The following is a 13,344-nucleotide window of genomic DNA, read 5'->3' on the forward strand; positions in this document are numbered from 1 at the left end:
CATGGTCAATCTGCCCACCTATCCTGTCGCGCGCGCTATCGTTCGACGGTACGTGGAGGCATTGTCGTCCTGCGGAACGAGTTACGGCGGGTGGTCCTGCTCCGGCAGAACCGGAACCAGCTTGATCAAGGCTAGCCGATGGTGGAGCCGGATCGAGCGCAACGCTTCAATATGACCGACGAACGCTTCGGAAACCGGTGATGTCGTGCTGATCCCCGAGCAGGAGTGCGATTTCCTCTGCGCCAGTTCCTACGTCCACCTTGGGCGTCGGCAGAGCGCACGAAACTTGCCCCTGTTGCGGGTCGCTGCCCACGATAGTTTTCGGGATGTTCAATTGCTGCGGCTTCTCGCCTATGCGCCCATCTCAGATGGTTTCGGTGGTGAGGCCCTGACGGTCCTGGACAGACTGGATAGACCCCATGGCCAGCCGTCTTCGCACCTGCCTCTCAGTCTCAAGCGTAGCCATGAGCTGGTGGGTCTTCGAAAGCTGCATGGCAGCAGAGCAATTCTCACTCGATCCCAAAGGGGCCTCCATGGCCAACGTCCTGCGTAACTTCATCGAGCGCGCGCCGGCCAACCCGGACCTAATGGTCGCGTTGATGCTGCTTCTGGCCATAGCTATGATGGTCATCCCAATACCGATCATGGTGATCGATGCGCTGATCGGTTTCAATATGGGATTGGCCATACTGCTGCTGATGGTTGCCCTGTACATCAGCACGCCACTTGATTTTTCCTCTTTGCCCGGCGTCATTTTGATTTCCACGGTATTCCGTCTGGCGCTCACCATCGCAACGACGCGACTGATCCTGGCCGAGGGGGAGGCAGGCAGCATCATCCACACGTTTGGTGATTTCGTAATCTCAGGCAACATCGTCGTAGGTATTGTCATATTTCTGGTCGTGACCATGGTGCAATTCATGGTCCTCGCGAAGGGTGCCGAACGCGTAGCAGAAGTGGCGGCGCGCTTCACGCTAGACGCTCTGCCGGGCAAGCAAATGGCGGTCGACGCAGAGTTACGGAACGGCCACATCGATGCCAACGAATCTCGCACGCGGCGCGCCGCATTGGAGAAGGAGAGCCAACTTTATGGCGCGATGGATGGCGCCATGAAATTTGTGAAGGGCGACGCCATCGCTGGGCTGGTGGTTATCTGCATCAACATGCTGGGTGGGATTTCGATCGGCCTGCTCTCGAAGGGCATGTCCTTCGGCGAGGTCCTGCATCACTATACTCTGCTGACGATAGGTGATGCGCTAATCTCGCAAATTCCGGCCCTGCTGCTCTCAATTACCGCGGCTACCATCGTCACTCGTGTAACTGGGGCTGCGAGCCTCAACCTTGGCACCGACATAGTCAATCAACTCACGGCCAGTAAGCGAGCATTGCGGTTGGCGGCCTGCGTCTTGGTTGCGATGGGGTTCGTTCCCGGTTTCCCTCTGCCCGTCTTTCTGATCTTGGCAGCAGTCTTCGCCACGGCAAGCCTTGTCAAAGGTAAAATCCTGGGCGCCGGCAATGTCGATGCCACCACTGCAACTCCAGTGGACCCTCAAAACCAAACCGTCCCTGCGCAGGCATGTCCGATCGCCCTCTTCCTTGCGCCGACCCTTATGCATGCGATCGACCAAGTCGAATTGCAACAGCACATCGCACGCGTTTCGCAACTAGTCTCAGCCGATCTCGGCATTATCGTTCCCCGTATCCCTGTCGCGGTCGACCAGCAGCTGCCCGAGTCGCAATTCAGGATAGATGTAGAGGGCGTGCCAGTCGAACAGGATTTGATTAATCCGACGCAGCTAACGCTCAAAGACGATCTGGCGGACATTGAATCGAGCGGCATCCCCTTTCGACATGACCCAGAAACGGACAGGATCTGGGTCGAACAAAACCATGCACCGGCTCTCAAGGTCGCCGGCATCGGGCATCACCGTCCCAGCGAACTCCTCGCGTTGCGTATCCATGCGACGTTGACCCGCTATGCACCGCGCTTGGTCGGCATCCAAGAGACCCGCCAATTGCTGGGCCTAATGGAGCAGGAATATGCTGATCTGGTGAAGGAGGTGCTGCGCACGACGCCGATCCCTCGGATTGCCGATGTGCTGCGCCGTCTGCTGGATGAAGGCATCCCGATCCGCAATGCCCGCCTCGTCTTGGAGGCATTGGCCGAATGGAGCGAACGTGAGCAAAACGTCGCCCTGCTCACTGAATACGTTCGTTCTGGTATGAAGCGGCAGATCTGTCACCGCTATGCCAACGGACACGGTATCGTGCCCGCCTTGATCATCGAACGTGAGACTGAGGATGTGGTGCGCAGTGCGGCTCGGGATTCGGCTGCAGGCCCCTACCTCGTACTAGAGAATCGGCAAAGCGAAGCGCTGCTGTCACAGATGCGCCAGATCCTTTCCAGCACAGCACCGGGGCAGACCCGCCCTGTCGTATTAACTTCAATGGATGTTCGACGCTTCGTCCGCGGTTTTCTTACCCGAAACGGGATCGATCTTGCTGTGCTGTCTTATCAGGACCTCGCCTCCGACTTCACGATTCAGCCCGCCGGATCCGTCAAGCTTCCGCCTGGACCAATAGTGGAACGTCAGGGGAATCTCGCAATATCCGCGTTGCCGCCAACCGATACCCAAAGCACTCGTTGATAGGTGAGAACCAAGCATGAATTCACATGATAATACAGGCGCAGCGCCGTTACTTTCATTTCGTCTTAACACAGTTCTCTTCGCAGTACTCGCCATTCTGCCTCTCGGCGGTTGCGCTAGCTGGGATAAGCCAGTTCTTTCAGTGAAGGAGACGTCGCCCCCAGAGTTGCTCGGCGCCAATCACATCGATCCGGCCATGCGCGAACGCATTTTGCGCGCAGTCGGTCAGGATTCTCAAGAGCGGGCTTTGCGGGATGAACTGAAGCAGCATCCGGACAATGTCGATGCGGCGATCCATCTTACGAAGGCCTTGCTGGCGCAGGAACGCCCGCATGAGGCGCTTCAGGTACTCGACAACGTCTTAGTTGCGGTCCCAGGTAATTTGCGTGCATTGAATGCGAAGGGGGTTGTCTTGGATGTTGAGGGGCGGCATGACGCGGCACAAGCGCTGTATCGGCAAGCTCTCGAATCAGAGCCTGGGAATCAGATGTTGCACCACAATCTCAACCTGTCGCTTGCGTTTGACCGGAAGTCCGAACGGAATGCGTTGGCACAATCGCGATAGAGGCATAGCGGGAACGCTGTGCGCGAGCTGCGACGACGGCCATTAGACCTATAAGAAGCAAACACAGCAGGTTTGCATTGCTGACGATGAGAGTGGCATTTGATCTGCACCATCCGAAGTCCATAAGGACCACGAAATCGAAAAAAGCCGACAGACGGAGCGGTGCAGCAATGATGAGACCGCGATGTGCCCGCAATGGTGCGGTCGACACGCGCCTCGTCCAGTGCGTCAGGACCGGTGGGCCAAGATTCAGCACACTGCTAAACGCGTATGCGGCAAACAACAACAACAACAAAGGAACGGCAGCGTCGGTCGTTGCGGGAGGGGCGAAATCCTTTGCTAAGCGGCCCCTTCGGCGAATTTTGCCCGCACCTCTACCGATAACCACCGCGCTGCGGGTCCGGGCGGAGTGGCGACATTGCCGATAGCGTAGATGGGGTATTCCGGCTGGTTGAAAGCCGGGAAATGCAGCGCGACAAGGCGCCCGCTGGCGATATCCTCCTGCACCAGTGACACTGGAAGCCCGCCCCAGCCAAGGCTGCCGCGGATGAAAAGATGCTTGGTCGCATTGTCGCTGACCCGCCAAGTCTTGAGCGAGAATACGTTGAAATTGCGCCCCCGTGTGAGGCCCGAGGCGTCATAGACAATAAGTTGTGTCTCGTCGCGCACATCGGCCGGCGATAGGGGGCGACCCAGCTTTGCCAGCGGATGATCCGGTGCGGCGACGGGAACCATTGCGGTATGACCAATCCGCTCGAACCGGATCTGGTCGGGGCTATCCGCCATCATGCCGCCAAAGCCGATCACGGCCTTCCCCGAAATGACCGCATCGACAACGGTCCCCAGCGTGCCAACCGTCACGTTCAGCGATACGGTCGGAAAATGGCTGCGAAAGGCGCTCAGCGCCTCGACGACGATGCCCGATGGCATGATGCTGCTGATAGCGACGCTCAACTCTCCTTCCAGACCTTCATTCAGCGCCCGCACCCGCGCGCGCATGACGTCAAGATCGCCAAGCAACCGCCGCGCATCTTCCAGCACGGATTTCCCCGCCGGGGTCAGTTGCGGCCGCTTTGTGACCGTCCGGTCGAAAAGCGCCAGGCCCAACTGTTCCTCCAGATTGGCAATCGCATAGCTGACCACGGATTGCGCGCGATTCAGAGCCCGCGCCGCGCCTGAGAAACTGCCGCTTTCGGTCACGGCAAGGAAAACCTGGAGCTGATCGAGGGTCGGGTTCGGCTGCATGATGTATCCATTTAGTGGATCATTATCTTCGATATTATCCAGCTTTTTTCGATCGATATCGAGGGCTATTTCCCGGCGATGATCCATCGCTCGCCAAAGGAAATGCCCATGGCTTCCATCCTGCTCCTGACTTCCAGTCCGCGCCCGCGCTCATTGTCGACCCAGATTGCGGTCGAACTTGCCGAGCGTCTGTGCACGCCGGCCCCGGCAGGTAAGCTTGTCCACCGCGATCTCGCCGCCAACCCGCTCCCGCATATGGAAGGTGGCTTCGCCACCGGTATCCACAAATCGGCGGAGGCCCTGAACGCTGCGGAAAGCGCCGCAATCGGCCTGTCAAACGAGTTGGTGGCCGAACTTCTGGCAGCGGATACGCTGGTAATCGGCACCGCCTTCATCAATTTCAACATCACCTCGAACCTGAAATCCTGGATCGACCATATCGGCCGGGCGGGCAAGACCTTCAGATACACTGCCACCGGCCCCGAGGGCCTGGCCAAAGGCAAGAAGGCCTACATTGTGCTGGCCTCGGGCGGGGTCTATTCCGAAGGCCCGGCGGCAGCGCTCGATCATGCCACGCCTTACCTGAAAGCGGTGCTTGGCTTCATCGGCATCACGGATGTTGAGGTGATCCGTATCGAAGGTGTGAACCGCGGTCCTGATGGCGCCGCGAATGCCGTTACTGCCGCGCGGACGCAGATCGCCCGGATTGCCGCCTGACGCCGCCCCCAAATTCTCGTATTATCAGGAGTTCCCATGCAAGGCTTCGCCTCTCCCTCCGCCAACCCACAGGCGGGCAAGTTCCTGCGGATCAGCCTCTGGACCGCCCAGGTGCTAATTTTCGCCGCCTTCATCCTGTTCGGTCTCCAAAAGCTCTTCATGCCCGCCGAGGCCCTGACCGCGATGTGGCAGACTCCGTGGCCCGTGGAATATCCGGGGCTGTTGCGCTTTACCGGTCTCATCGACGCGGCAGGCGGGATCGGCATCCTCTTGCCCGCTCTCACCCGCATTCAGCCGCGCCTGACCATACTTGCGGCGCTTGGCTGCGCCCTGCTGCAAATCTCCGCCATAATCTTCCATTCCACGCGCGGCGAATTCGCAGCCCTGCCACTCAACTTTATCCTGCTTACCTTCGTGAGCTTCATTCTTTGGGGCCGCCGCAAAAGAGCACCGATCCTGCCGCGCATGTGACGATCAACGAAATCTGCCGCATTGCAATCGCAGGTGATCAATCTGGTATTCATGCCATCGCCATCCAGCCAAGACTGATCGGCGGTTAGCGCAACGCCGCCCGCGTAAGCCTGACATTGGCGAATACAAGTTTCGCGGCGATAGCGGAACGGACTGACATAGCGCAAAGACACGGGAGAACGCAGCAGTAAGGGTGAAATTATCAGCATGGGACGGTAACTGTTGCAGACCTCAATCCTGACAAAATATCGCCAGGCCCGTCTGCCTTGGTACACCATCTATCCGACGGTGCCGGAGTTCTCCGCGACAATCGGTGCCGAGACTTATGAGGAATGGCTCCGGGACCTACCGGCTGACGATCCGGTGTCGCTCTATCTGCACGTTCCATTCTGCCGATCGATGTGCTGGTATTGCGGCTTCCCGACCACCATCACCCGCCATGATGCGCCGATCCTCAATTATCTGGCGCTGCTGCGCGACGAGATCCGGCTGGTCTCGAAGCAAGCGCCGCAGGAGCTGCCCGTGAGCGACGTGCATTTCGGCGGCGGAACACCGACCCTCATCGGATCCGCTGAGTTCCTCGCTCTGATGGGATTCCTGCGCCGCCGATACGCGTTCAGGAAAACAGCTACGATCGCCGTCGAGATTGATCCGCGCACGTTCACGGCCGAGATGGCCGAAACGCTAGCGGCTGCCGGCGTGAACCGCGCGAGCCTCGGCGTGCAGACCTTCGATCCCATTGTTCAAAAAGCGATCAACCGGGTCCAGAGTGAGGCCCAAACGGAGGCTGCCGTCGAAATGCTGCGCCGGCATGGGGTAAGCCGCATCAACTTCGACCTCATCTTCGGTCTCCCGCATCAAACGGTGCAGTCCTGTGTCAATACCGTGACGGCGGCCACCGCCATGCGCCCCAACCGGCTTGCGGTGTTCATCTACGCGCACATTCCGTCCGTTATAAAGAATCAGCGCCTGATCGAGGAGACAGCGCTGCCGGACAGCGCTGCCCGCGCCCAACAGGCTGCGGCCGTGGCCCAGACGCTGGTTGTCGCCGGCTACCGAGAGATCGGGCTCGACCATTTCGCCTTGCCAGACGACGACCTCTCGCTGGCGCAGACTGCCGGGCGCCTGCGGCGTAACTCGCTGGGCTACTCGGCCGACACCTCCAAAACCCTGATCGGTTTCGGCGCGTCGGCCATCGGGCGTGTCGGCGGGGGTTACGTCCAGAACGAGGTAACACGGGATTGCTACAGCCGGCACATCGCAGCTGGCCGTCTGGCGACGTCAAAGGGTTACCGTCTCACCGACGAAGACCGCGCGCGAGCCGCAATCATCGAGCGGCTGATGTGCGATTTGGAGGCCGATGTGCCGGCAATCTGTGCCGCCCACGGGTTTGATCCGATCCGTTTTATCGATTCGGCTGAAGGCTTGGCAATGCTGGCCGAGGACGGGATAGTGGACATCGAAAAGGGTTTCATCCGCGCGCGGCAAGAGCATCGCTTTGTCATTCGCGCTGTTGCTGCCGCTTTCGATGCTTTTCTCGACCGAGTGGCCCCATAAGCACGGCGAATTCAGCACAAGCAGAGGCCGAGCGACGCCGAAGCGGAATTTGACACCGATGGCGGCAGCCTGTCATGTAGCGCCACCATTGCCTGGCGAGGGTCGAGATCGCCACGCCGCGGAAAAGCAAACGCGGCGGAAGCGGCCGGCGAGGTCGGGCTGGAGCAGCGCGATTTCGTCTCCATCGACACCCCGACAGGTGCGGCTGGCGAAACGGTCGACCTCAGCCGCCGCCGATCGGGCGACCAACCTGCGGCCCAAATCTTGGCTGCTGATATCAGAGCGTCGTCCTCAGGCCACAGCCTTGAAATCCTGCTTGGCAATGTAGGCTCGCCCAGGGCAGGGGGTTGTCGATCTGGCTGTTCAGGTGGCGGATTGACTGGCGAGCACGTCGGTCAAGTAGCCGAGCGACTCGGCGTCGCTCAGCTTGCAAGTCTCGATACGATTGGCTCGATCTGGGCCTTTGGCGAAGACGCGTCAACGCGTTCACCGACTCCGGCATCAGAAACCGATCGACGCTACGCAGTTCTATAGGGAAACCCTTGCGCAGCCTCAGGCGATAGCTGCTCCGCCTGAGGCTGCGCCGAATGGATGCTGCTCGTTGCGCGCACTACAGTTTCCGACGAGCCTTTCGCCCACCGCGCATTACCGTGGACACCGCACATAGTCAGAAGCGGCCCGCACCGTCGCGACTATCTCCCACGAGAGTCCGGTCACATGAAATCATCCTCGGACGAGTACCGGGGGGAACTTGGTGCGCTCTCGGTATCACTGCTTTCGCTGTCCTCCGTTTTGCTGAGATAGAGTGGAGGTTTGTTTGCACGCTGCCATTCACCGGCACTGTTTTTCGTCCACTTTTCGGGATGCTGGGTAGGGTCAAGTACCATATTGCAATCGTCCAATTCAGCGAACCCCATCATCGCTGCGCGGGCTTGTGCTTCTGGATTAGCCGGACGCCAATTCAGCAACGGTCGTTCGCCATCCATCCGAAGTTGATGCTCCAGCAGAATATCGCCTGCGTTCTCGACAAGCGGATGAACAACCTGCAGATCCACGGTGGAGGTGATCTCAGTTCGACCAGGAAATCGTTCCCGCCAATTTTCGGATTCGAACTCAGTCATGCTGAACCCGCCTTCCGTTCTCAGCAGTCCGGCACTCTGGTTTCCTAATTGGTAGCTGAAATACCGTGCGTGCTCCGTATCTCGAGTCGTGCCGTATTGCTCAGCAACATCCGCGGTGCGCCTGGCTCTTGCGGATACGAAATCCGAATACTCTTGTGGATTATCGGCGATGTGCGTGATTTCATCGCCATGAAAATGCTTCACTTCCCTCCTGAAAGAAGACCTGTCGATCTCCACCACTGGAGGTCTGGAGCGGAGGGAATACGCCGGTGTTGCCGCCGAAGATGAGCTGCCGGTGGAATCTCCTCCGGCTAAATGCATCCGGGCAAACATGTTCGCGAACCTTTGGCTTCCTGCATCCGTTTGCCCAGCGGCTCCCGACTGATTCGTTTCGTCAACTTCGCCACTGCGCGTGTAGTGGACATCGGACGAGCCACCAATTCGACCATACATGATGATTCGCACTCCTGTGTTTCCATTGGGTTCAGGCTGGCTAGGCGCAGCAGGCCTAGCTTAGCTAGATAGACCGCCTGGTTGACGATTAGCTGACGAAGGCGTTCTCCCGGACGCACAAAAGAAAAACCGACCTGGCTTTAAGCGTCAGCGATTGCGGGTCTTGCCAGGGCTGCCAGTTCCAAGGGAGCAGTTACGTAGAAGCAGGCCATGGCAGTGCTGTTCCGAGCTCGCCAGCGCCTCGTCCATCAGCGCACCGATCTGGTGAATGCATTGCGTGCCATTCTCTACGAATACGGCCCCGTCGTCGCGCAAGGTATCCACCACCTCACTCGCATTGAGGGGATCGTCGAGGACCCAAAGAGCAATCTGCCCTCGGAATCCGGCGTCGGCTGAGGCTGATGATCGACCTGCGGCAAACAGCCCGGCGCCGGAAAAAGGGAGGTTGAGAAGGCGACGACCCGAATGGGCGCAAGGATCGAACACATCTGGATCAGGAAAACCAGCCGGAGCCAAAGCCAATGCGCTCGTTGTTGAGACTTGGACCTGATCTGCAGATCACCAAACGGCCAGCGGCTCCTGGAATGCCGCACATGAAGGCCTGACAGAAGACCGCACTCGATCACATGTCGAAAAGGGCCAGAAGCCTCTTGTATTGCGGGCAGCAACCGCAGAAGGCTCCACAACTAGGCTAAGCCTGCGGCGAAGAGTGCTTTCGCGACAGGCTCGAAATGTTGCGCAGGAACGGCGTCACCCAGCTTCGTTGTGCTGATGAGCTGATGCGCAAGAACATGATCATCGACAATGTGGACACGTAGCGCCCGCGCCTGAATCAACATGTCTGAAGCAGCCTTGCCCTCGGCGCGGCAAACCAAGACCGGCACCCCGACCTCGTCACGAACATAACGCAGACCGACCAGTATCGCCCTCCCTCTCAAGACCAACGTGGCGCGGTGCACCCCAAGCGGAGGCTCGCCAGCAGCCTCGTCGCGGAGGCGACGTCGTTCACTCTTCAACTCCGGCGTACCTTGCTGTTCCTTCAACTCGCGCGTCACTTCGGTCTTAGTCATGCGCATTTCGCGCAGAAACAACGCATGCTGCACCAGGAGATCGATCAGTCCGCCGACCAGAAGTGCACCGGCGCCGATCGCGCACAGCAGTTTCGCCTCCGTAAAGACGAGGCCGATACAGCCCATGCCGCAGACCGGCAGGTAGACCATCGTCTTCCACGTACCGAGAAGGAAGAGGAGAAAGGTTGAGCTGAGGACCATTACCTTAAACAGCGTCTTCCCAACCTCGACTAAAGAGCGCGCAGACGCCATGCGCTTCAGCCCTTGAAAAGGGTCTATTTTCTCAAGGTTGGGCTTCATCGACTCGAGAGAGAAGATAAATCCACCATTGGCTATTAACCCGGCCAAAATGACCGCGGCCACGAGAGTTCCAAGCAGCGGGCCAACGGTTGCCAGGGTGAGTTCGATTAGCAGGACCAGTGCCTGCCGGACCGCGATATTGAAAGGCAGGTTCTGCAGCTTGTCGGTTAAGAGTAGCGCTTCGTGGCATTTGTCCAATATCACGCTCCCTCTTAGCCAAAGATAGGCGAGTCCAGCGCAAGTGCCAGCCGCGCGGACGAAGTCGGAGCTGCGTGGAATCTGGCCTTTTTTACGCGCGTCACTTAGCTTCTTCGGGGTGGCGGCGTGGTTCTTCTCTTCACTCGTGTTGCTCATTTCAGCAGCTTGTCGAACCACTCAAGCGCGCCATTCGCTTGTGTGATCTCCAGGTTCATCCCCTCGATGAGATAGGCAGTGTAGGTAATCATGATAATCGGAAAGCCGATATTCTTGATCGTCGGGGACAGTTGGCTCGACTTGAATTGGGGCGCAAAGCGCCGCAGTATCATCATTGACACGTCAACCAGCACCAGGAAGGACACTACAGGCCCGGAGACCAACAATGTCGTACGCATGATGTGGTCGAGGAGCCTTAATAACTCCATTGCTCCTTGCGCGGTCAATATGGGGTGAAACCGATACACGGGCCAGATCTGGAAGCTGCCATAAAGGGCGCTGATCACAGCCTCCAGGCCTCCTGATGCGACAAAGATCGTAATTGCAGTGATCCCGAGAAAAACCGCCATAGCGGAAGCCTGACTGTTCGTCGCGGGGTCGGACGGAGCGGTCGGGCTGGTGATGCCGCGTTGGTTGTCGATAAACTCGCCGGCCGCCTGAAGGCTCCACAACGGGATGCCGAGAAAAGTGCCAAGTAGCAGGCCGACAAAAACCTCCTTTAATCCGAGCAGAGTTACTTGGATCAGACGTGTTTCAGGATCCAGCGCCTGCAACCCGTCACTGACGTGTGCCAAGCATGGTAGTCCGAAGGCAACAGCAAGGCAGCTGCGAATCAGCCCGCCGATCTGAGCCCGCGTAAACACAGGAAGGACCATCATGATGCCTATCGCGCGGGCCGCGCCAAGGCCGGCTGCAACGACGAGTTCGATAGCCGCATGGATCAGGATTTGAATCTCGGCCGATGACGCATACATGGCGGAGGCTAGTAGCTAGGTGTCATTGCGGGAAACTCCGTAAAGATCTGGTCGGCCAGCCCAATGAGCGGGGCGCTCAGCACAGGGGCAAACAGGCCAATCACCGCCACAACGACCAGAAGCTTTACGGTGAGGGGCAAGCTTTCATCCTGGATCTGCGTTGCCGCCTGGATGATACCAATGACTAGGCCAACAATCACCGATGCAATGAGCGGTGGCAGAATCCAGATCATGAAAACCACCAACGACTGGCTCATAAGAGTGACAATACTGGATTGAGTAATAATCAACCTCCTGGCTGGGTGTAACTCAACACAAGTCCGTGCATTAATCTTGACCAACCATCAATAGCGACAAACAAAAATAGTTTGAAAGGGACAGATATGACTGTCGGCGATACCATAGACATGCCCATCGCCATCAAAATTGTCGTTACAATAAGATCGATGACGATAAAGGGAAGATAGAGAAGGAAACCTATTTCGAATGCACGCTTGAGTTCTGAAATTAGGAAAGATGGTACGAGAATGGCGAAATCGTCAGGTGTGGTTCTGGCGCGCATTTCCTCTGGCCAGAGTTTTTCGGTCGACGATAGAAAAAAACGGCGCTGCTCTTCATTTGTGAACTTCTTGAGATAACCGTGCATGGGCTCACGCCCCTCTTTAGCGGCGCTTATCCAGTCATCCAACGTTTCATAGCGGTGCTTTGGATCGGTCATCCGATCATAGGTCTGTTCAATAACAGGCGCGCTAACGAAAATGGTGAGGATGAACGCCGCAGCGTACAGCACTATGTTCGGCGGTATCGTCTGGGTCCCGAGCGCGTTGCGGACGAGGAATAGAACAACTGAGACTTTTATAAACGCCGTGGTTGTGACGACTGCTAAAACCAGCAGACCGAGTCCGGCTGTAACCGCAAGAAGCGACAGAATTGCCGGCTGAATCTCAGTCATTGGATGCCAAGCTGCCGCGGAGTCTGACGCCCAGCTCATCTCCGATCCGCACGATGTCGCCACGCCCGATACGCCGACCGTTGGCAAGTATGTCGACCGGACCGTCGATCGGCCGACCGAGTTCGAAAACATGCCCTTCGCCGGCACTCCTCAATTCCGCTAGAGGCATAGGCCAGCGGCCGCATTCAAAGACAAGCACGATCTCGACATCGTCGAGATCGGCTTCCGACGATTCTTGCTGCGATTCGGATTGTGTCGTCATATGCACATTCTCCAAGAGGCACGATCGCGGGCGGAAAGGCCCCCGCAGGATGAGGTGGTCGCGCTCAATATCTGCCCCGGCCCATAACCGGCCGACGGATAGAGTGATCTGGCCGCGGCCGAACGGCGATATGTCTGGCAACAGAGCATCACCGACACATGCTTTGCGAAGAACCGCTGCCGGAACGCAAAGCGTGCCGATCTCTCCTGCAACTATGATCGGCAGCTCTGGGGATAGCTCGCGCGGCTGTCGCGGCAACTGGCCAAGCAGTTCGCCTAGCGCGCGGAAGGCAGACGGCACCAAGCCATCAAGAGGCGAGAACAGGAACAGACGGCCCTTGCCATTGACTGGGCCGAAGCCGATATCAAGTTCCAGATAAGGAGCCAGTGTCATGGCTTCACGCACGTGCAGAAGCTGCACGTTCAGCTGCGTCATATCCTCCAGTCGAGCGATAAGCGGCTCGAGTGCAAGTTCGAGAATGAGCGAAGCAGTTGGCTCGGAAGGGAAAGCAAGGCCGCTCTGCACTGTCGACACGAGCGCCTCGACAAGCCGTCGTGACAGCGACAAGACGATCGTTTCAGCCCCCACGCGCCAAACGCAGTCAAGCATCGGAATGGCAGAAGGTTGCTGATGCCAGACAAGCCCTTCCATCCGCACCGATAGCGGCTTGTCGCTGATCCGGCTCTGAAACGGCCTGCGGGAGGTCGCTATATCATTGAGCCACGAGACAACCACGTGGGACAGTGTTAGCGCTGGTTCGAATATAACGGGTCTGACCACAGTTGTTACCAAAGCGGCTCTAAGCTGCACGATC

The 13,344-nt window shown here is 58.1% G+C and carries 13 protein-coding genes and 1 pseudogene; 6 read left to right on the forward strand and 8 right to left on the reverse strand.

Annotated elements, in window-relative coordinates; translation table 11 throughout:
• Window positions 1-533: 533 nt before the first annotated feature.
• On the forward strand, window positions 534-2,648 hold the full coding sequence (gene sctV, locus G6N73_RS24415; RefSeq protein WP_165032427.1) for a type III secretion system export apparatus subunit SctV: 2,115 nt from the start codon (window positions 534-536) through the stop codon (window positions 2,646-2,648).
• Between the two features lie 16 nt (window positions 2,649-2,664).
• Window positions 2,665-3,213, forward strand: coding sequence for a tetratricopeptide repeat protein (locus G6N73_RS24420; protein ID WP_165032382.1), 549 nt, complete (start codon window positions 2,665-2,667; stop codon window positions 3,211-3,213).
• A 339-nt stretch (window positions 3,214-3,552) separates the two neighbouring features.
• Here G6N73_RS24420 and G6N73_RS24425 read toward each other — a convergent pair whose 3' ends face one another.
• Window positions 3,553-4,458, reverse strand: a complete 906-nt coding sequence (locus G6N73_RS24425) for a LysR family transcriptional regulator (protein WP_246252530.1) — start codon at window positions 4,456-4,458, stop codon at window positions 3,553-3,555.
• A gap of 108 nt (window positions 4,459-4,566) precedes the next feature.
• Here G6N73_RS24425 and G6N73_RS24430 point away from each other — a divergent pair, with 108 nt between their 5' ends.
• A complete protein-coding gene (locus G6N73_RS24430) occupies window positions 4,567-5,175 on the forward strand; it encodes an FMN-dependent NADH-azoreductase (protein ID WP_165032386.1) in 609 nt (202 codons plus the stop codon).
• Between the two features lie 26 nt (window positions 5,176-5,201).
• On the opposite strand, the pseudogene G6N73_RS38695 reads toward G6N73_RS24430, so the two are convergent.
• Window positions 5,202-5,360 (reverse strand): annotated as a pseudogene (locus tag G6N73_RS38695) (hypothetical protein); the annotation flags it as partial.
• On the opposite strand from G6N73_RS38695, the gene G6N73_RS24435 reads away from it, so the two are divergent.
• Window positions 5,287-5,646, forward strand: a complete 360-nt coding sequence (locus G6N73_RS24435) for a DoxX family protein (RefSeq protein ID WP_425484131.1) — start codon at window positions 5,287-5,289, stop codon at window positions 5,644-5,646. The pseudogene G6N73_RS38695 and the gene G6N73_RS24435 overlap by 74 nt on opposite strands.
• A 222-nt stretch (window positions 5,647-5,868) precedes the next feature.
• Complete coding sequence (gene hemN, locus G6N73_RS24440; RefSeq protein ID WP_165032390.1) at window positions 5,869-7,203, forward strand: oxygen-independent coproporphyrinogen III oxidase; 1,335 nt, start codon at window positions 5,869-5,871, stop codon at window positions 7,201-7,203.
• Between the two features lie 713 nt (window positions 7,204-7,916).
• On the opposite strand, the gene G6N73_RS24450 is transcribed toward hemN, so the two are convergent.
• The gene (locus G6N73_RS24450; protein ID WP_280113348.1) at window positions 7,917-8,789 is read right to left on the reverse strand and encodes an Effector protein NopP; all 873 of its coding nucleotides are present in this window, start codon (window positions 8,787-8,789) and stop codon (window positions 7,917-7,919) included.
• Window positions 8,790-8,987: 198 nt separating this feature from the next.
• On the opposite strand from G6N73_RS24450, the gene G6N73_RS24455 reads away from it, so the two are divergent.
• On the forward strand, window positions 8,988-9,173 hold the full coding sequence (locus G6N73_RS24455) for a hypothetical protein (RefSeq protein ID WP_206079061.1): 186 nt from the start codon (window positions 8,988-8,990) through the stop codon (window positions 9,171-9,173).
• Window positions 9,174-9,463: 290 nt separating this feature from the next.
• Here G6N73_RS24455 and G6N73_RS24460 read toward each other — a convergent pair whose 3' ends face one another.
• The 5 genes from G6N73_RS24460 to sctQ are packed head-to-tail and all read right to left on the reverse strand — an operon-like array spanning window position 9,464 to window position 13,340.
• Entirely contained in the window at window positions 9,464-10,501 is a 1,038-nt protein-coding gene (locus tag G6N73_RS24460; RefSeq protein WP_165032392.1) for an EscU/YscU/HrcU family type III secretion system export apparatus switch protein, read from the reverse strand.
• Entirely contained in the window at window positions 10,498-11,316 is an 819-nt protein-coding gene (gene sctT, locus G6N73_RS24465; protein ID WP_165032394.1) for a type III secretion system export apparatus subunit SctT, read from the reverse strand. The genes G6N73_RS24460 and sctT overlap by 4 nt, the downstream gene beginning before the upstream one ends.
• Before the next feature lie 8 nt (window positions 11,317-11,324).
• Window positions 11,325-11,573, reverse strand: a complete 249-nt coding sequence (locus G6N73_RS24470; RefSeq protein WP_008838443.1) for an EscS/YscS/HrcS family type III secretion system export apparatus protein — start codon at window positions 11,571-11,573, stop codon at window positions 11,325-11,327.
• A gap of 29 nt (window positions 11,574-11,602) precedes the next feature.
• On the reverse strand, window positions 11,603-12,268 hold the full coding sequence (sctR, locus tag G6N73_RS24475) for a type III secretion system export apparatus subunit SctR (RefSeq protein ID WP_165032396.1): 666 nt from the start codon (window positions 12,266-12,268) through the stop codon (window positions 11,603-11,605).
• Window positions 12,261-13,340, reverse strand: a complete 1,080-nt coding sequence (gene sctQ, locus G6N73_RS24480; protein ID WP_165032398.1) for a type III secretion system cytoplasmic ring protein SctQ — start codon at window positions 13,338-13,340, stop codon at window positions 12,261-12,263. The genes sctR and sctQ overlap by 8 nt, the downstream gene beginning before the upstream one ends.
• Window positions 13,341-13,344: the final 4 nt, after the last annotated feature.

The organism is Allomesorhizobium camelthorni (assembly GCF_011045125.1).
Lineage (GTDB): Bacteria > Pseudomonadota > Alphaproteobacteria > Rhizobiales > Rhizobiaceae > Allomesorhizobium > Allomesorhizobium camelthorni.

What these genes read in the sequence shown, in the direction of transcription:
- G6N73_RS24455 (WP_206079061.1), top strand. Translation starts at nt 8,988, where the DNA reads ATGGCAGTGCTGTTCCGAGCTCGCCAGCGCCTCGTCCATCAGCGCACC.
- G6N73_RS24430 (WP_165032386.1), top strand. Translation starts at nt 4,567, where the DNA reads ATGGCTTCCATCCTGCTCCTGACTTCCAGTCCGCGCCCGCGCTCATTG.
- G6N73_RS24425 (WP_246252530.1), bottom strand. Translation starts at nt 4,458, where the DNA reads ATGCAGCCGAACCCGACCCTCGATCAGCTCCAGGTTTTCCTTGCCGTG.
- sctV (WP_165032427.1), top strand. Translation starts at nt 534, where the DNA reads ATGGCCAACGTCCTGCGTAACTTCATCGAGCGCGCGCCGGCCAACCCG.
- G6N73_RS24420 (WP_165032382.1), top strand. Translation starts at nt 2,665, where the DNA reads ATGAATTCACATGATAATACAGGCGCAGCGCCGTTACTTTCATTTCGT.
- G6N73_RS24470 (WP_008838443.1), bottom strand. Translation starts at nt 11,573, where the DNA reads ATGAGCCAGTCGTTGGTGGTTTTCATGATCTGGATTCTGCCACCGCTC.
- G6N73_RS24460 (WP_165032392.1), bottom strand. Translation starts at nt 10,501, where the DNA reads ATGAGCAACACGAGTGAAGAGAAGAACCACGCCGCCACCCCGAAGAAG.
- sctT (WP_165032394.1), bottom strand. Translation starts at nt 11,316, where the DNA reads ATGTATGCGTCATCGGCCGAGATTCAAATCCTGATCCATGCGGCTATC.
- sctR (WP_165032396.1), bottom strand. Translation starts at nt 12,268, where the DNA reads ATGACTGAGATTCAGCCGGCAATTCTGTCGCTTCTTGCGGTTACAGCC.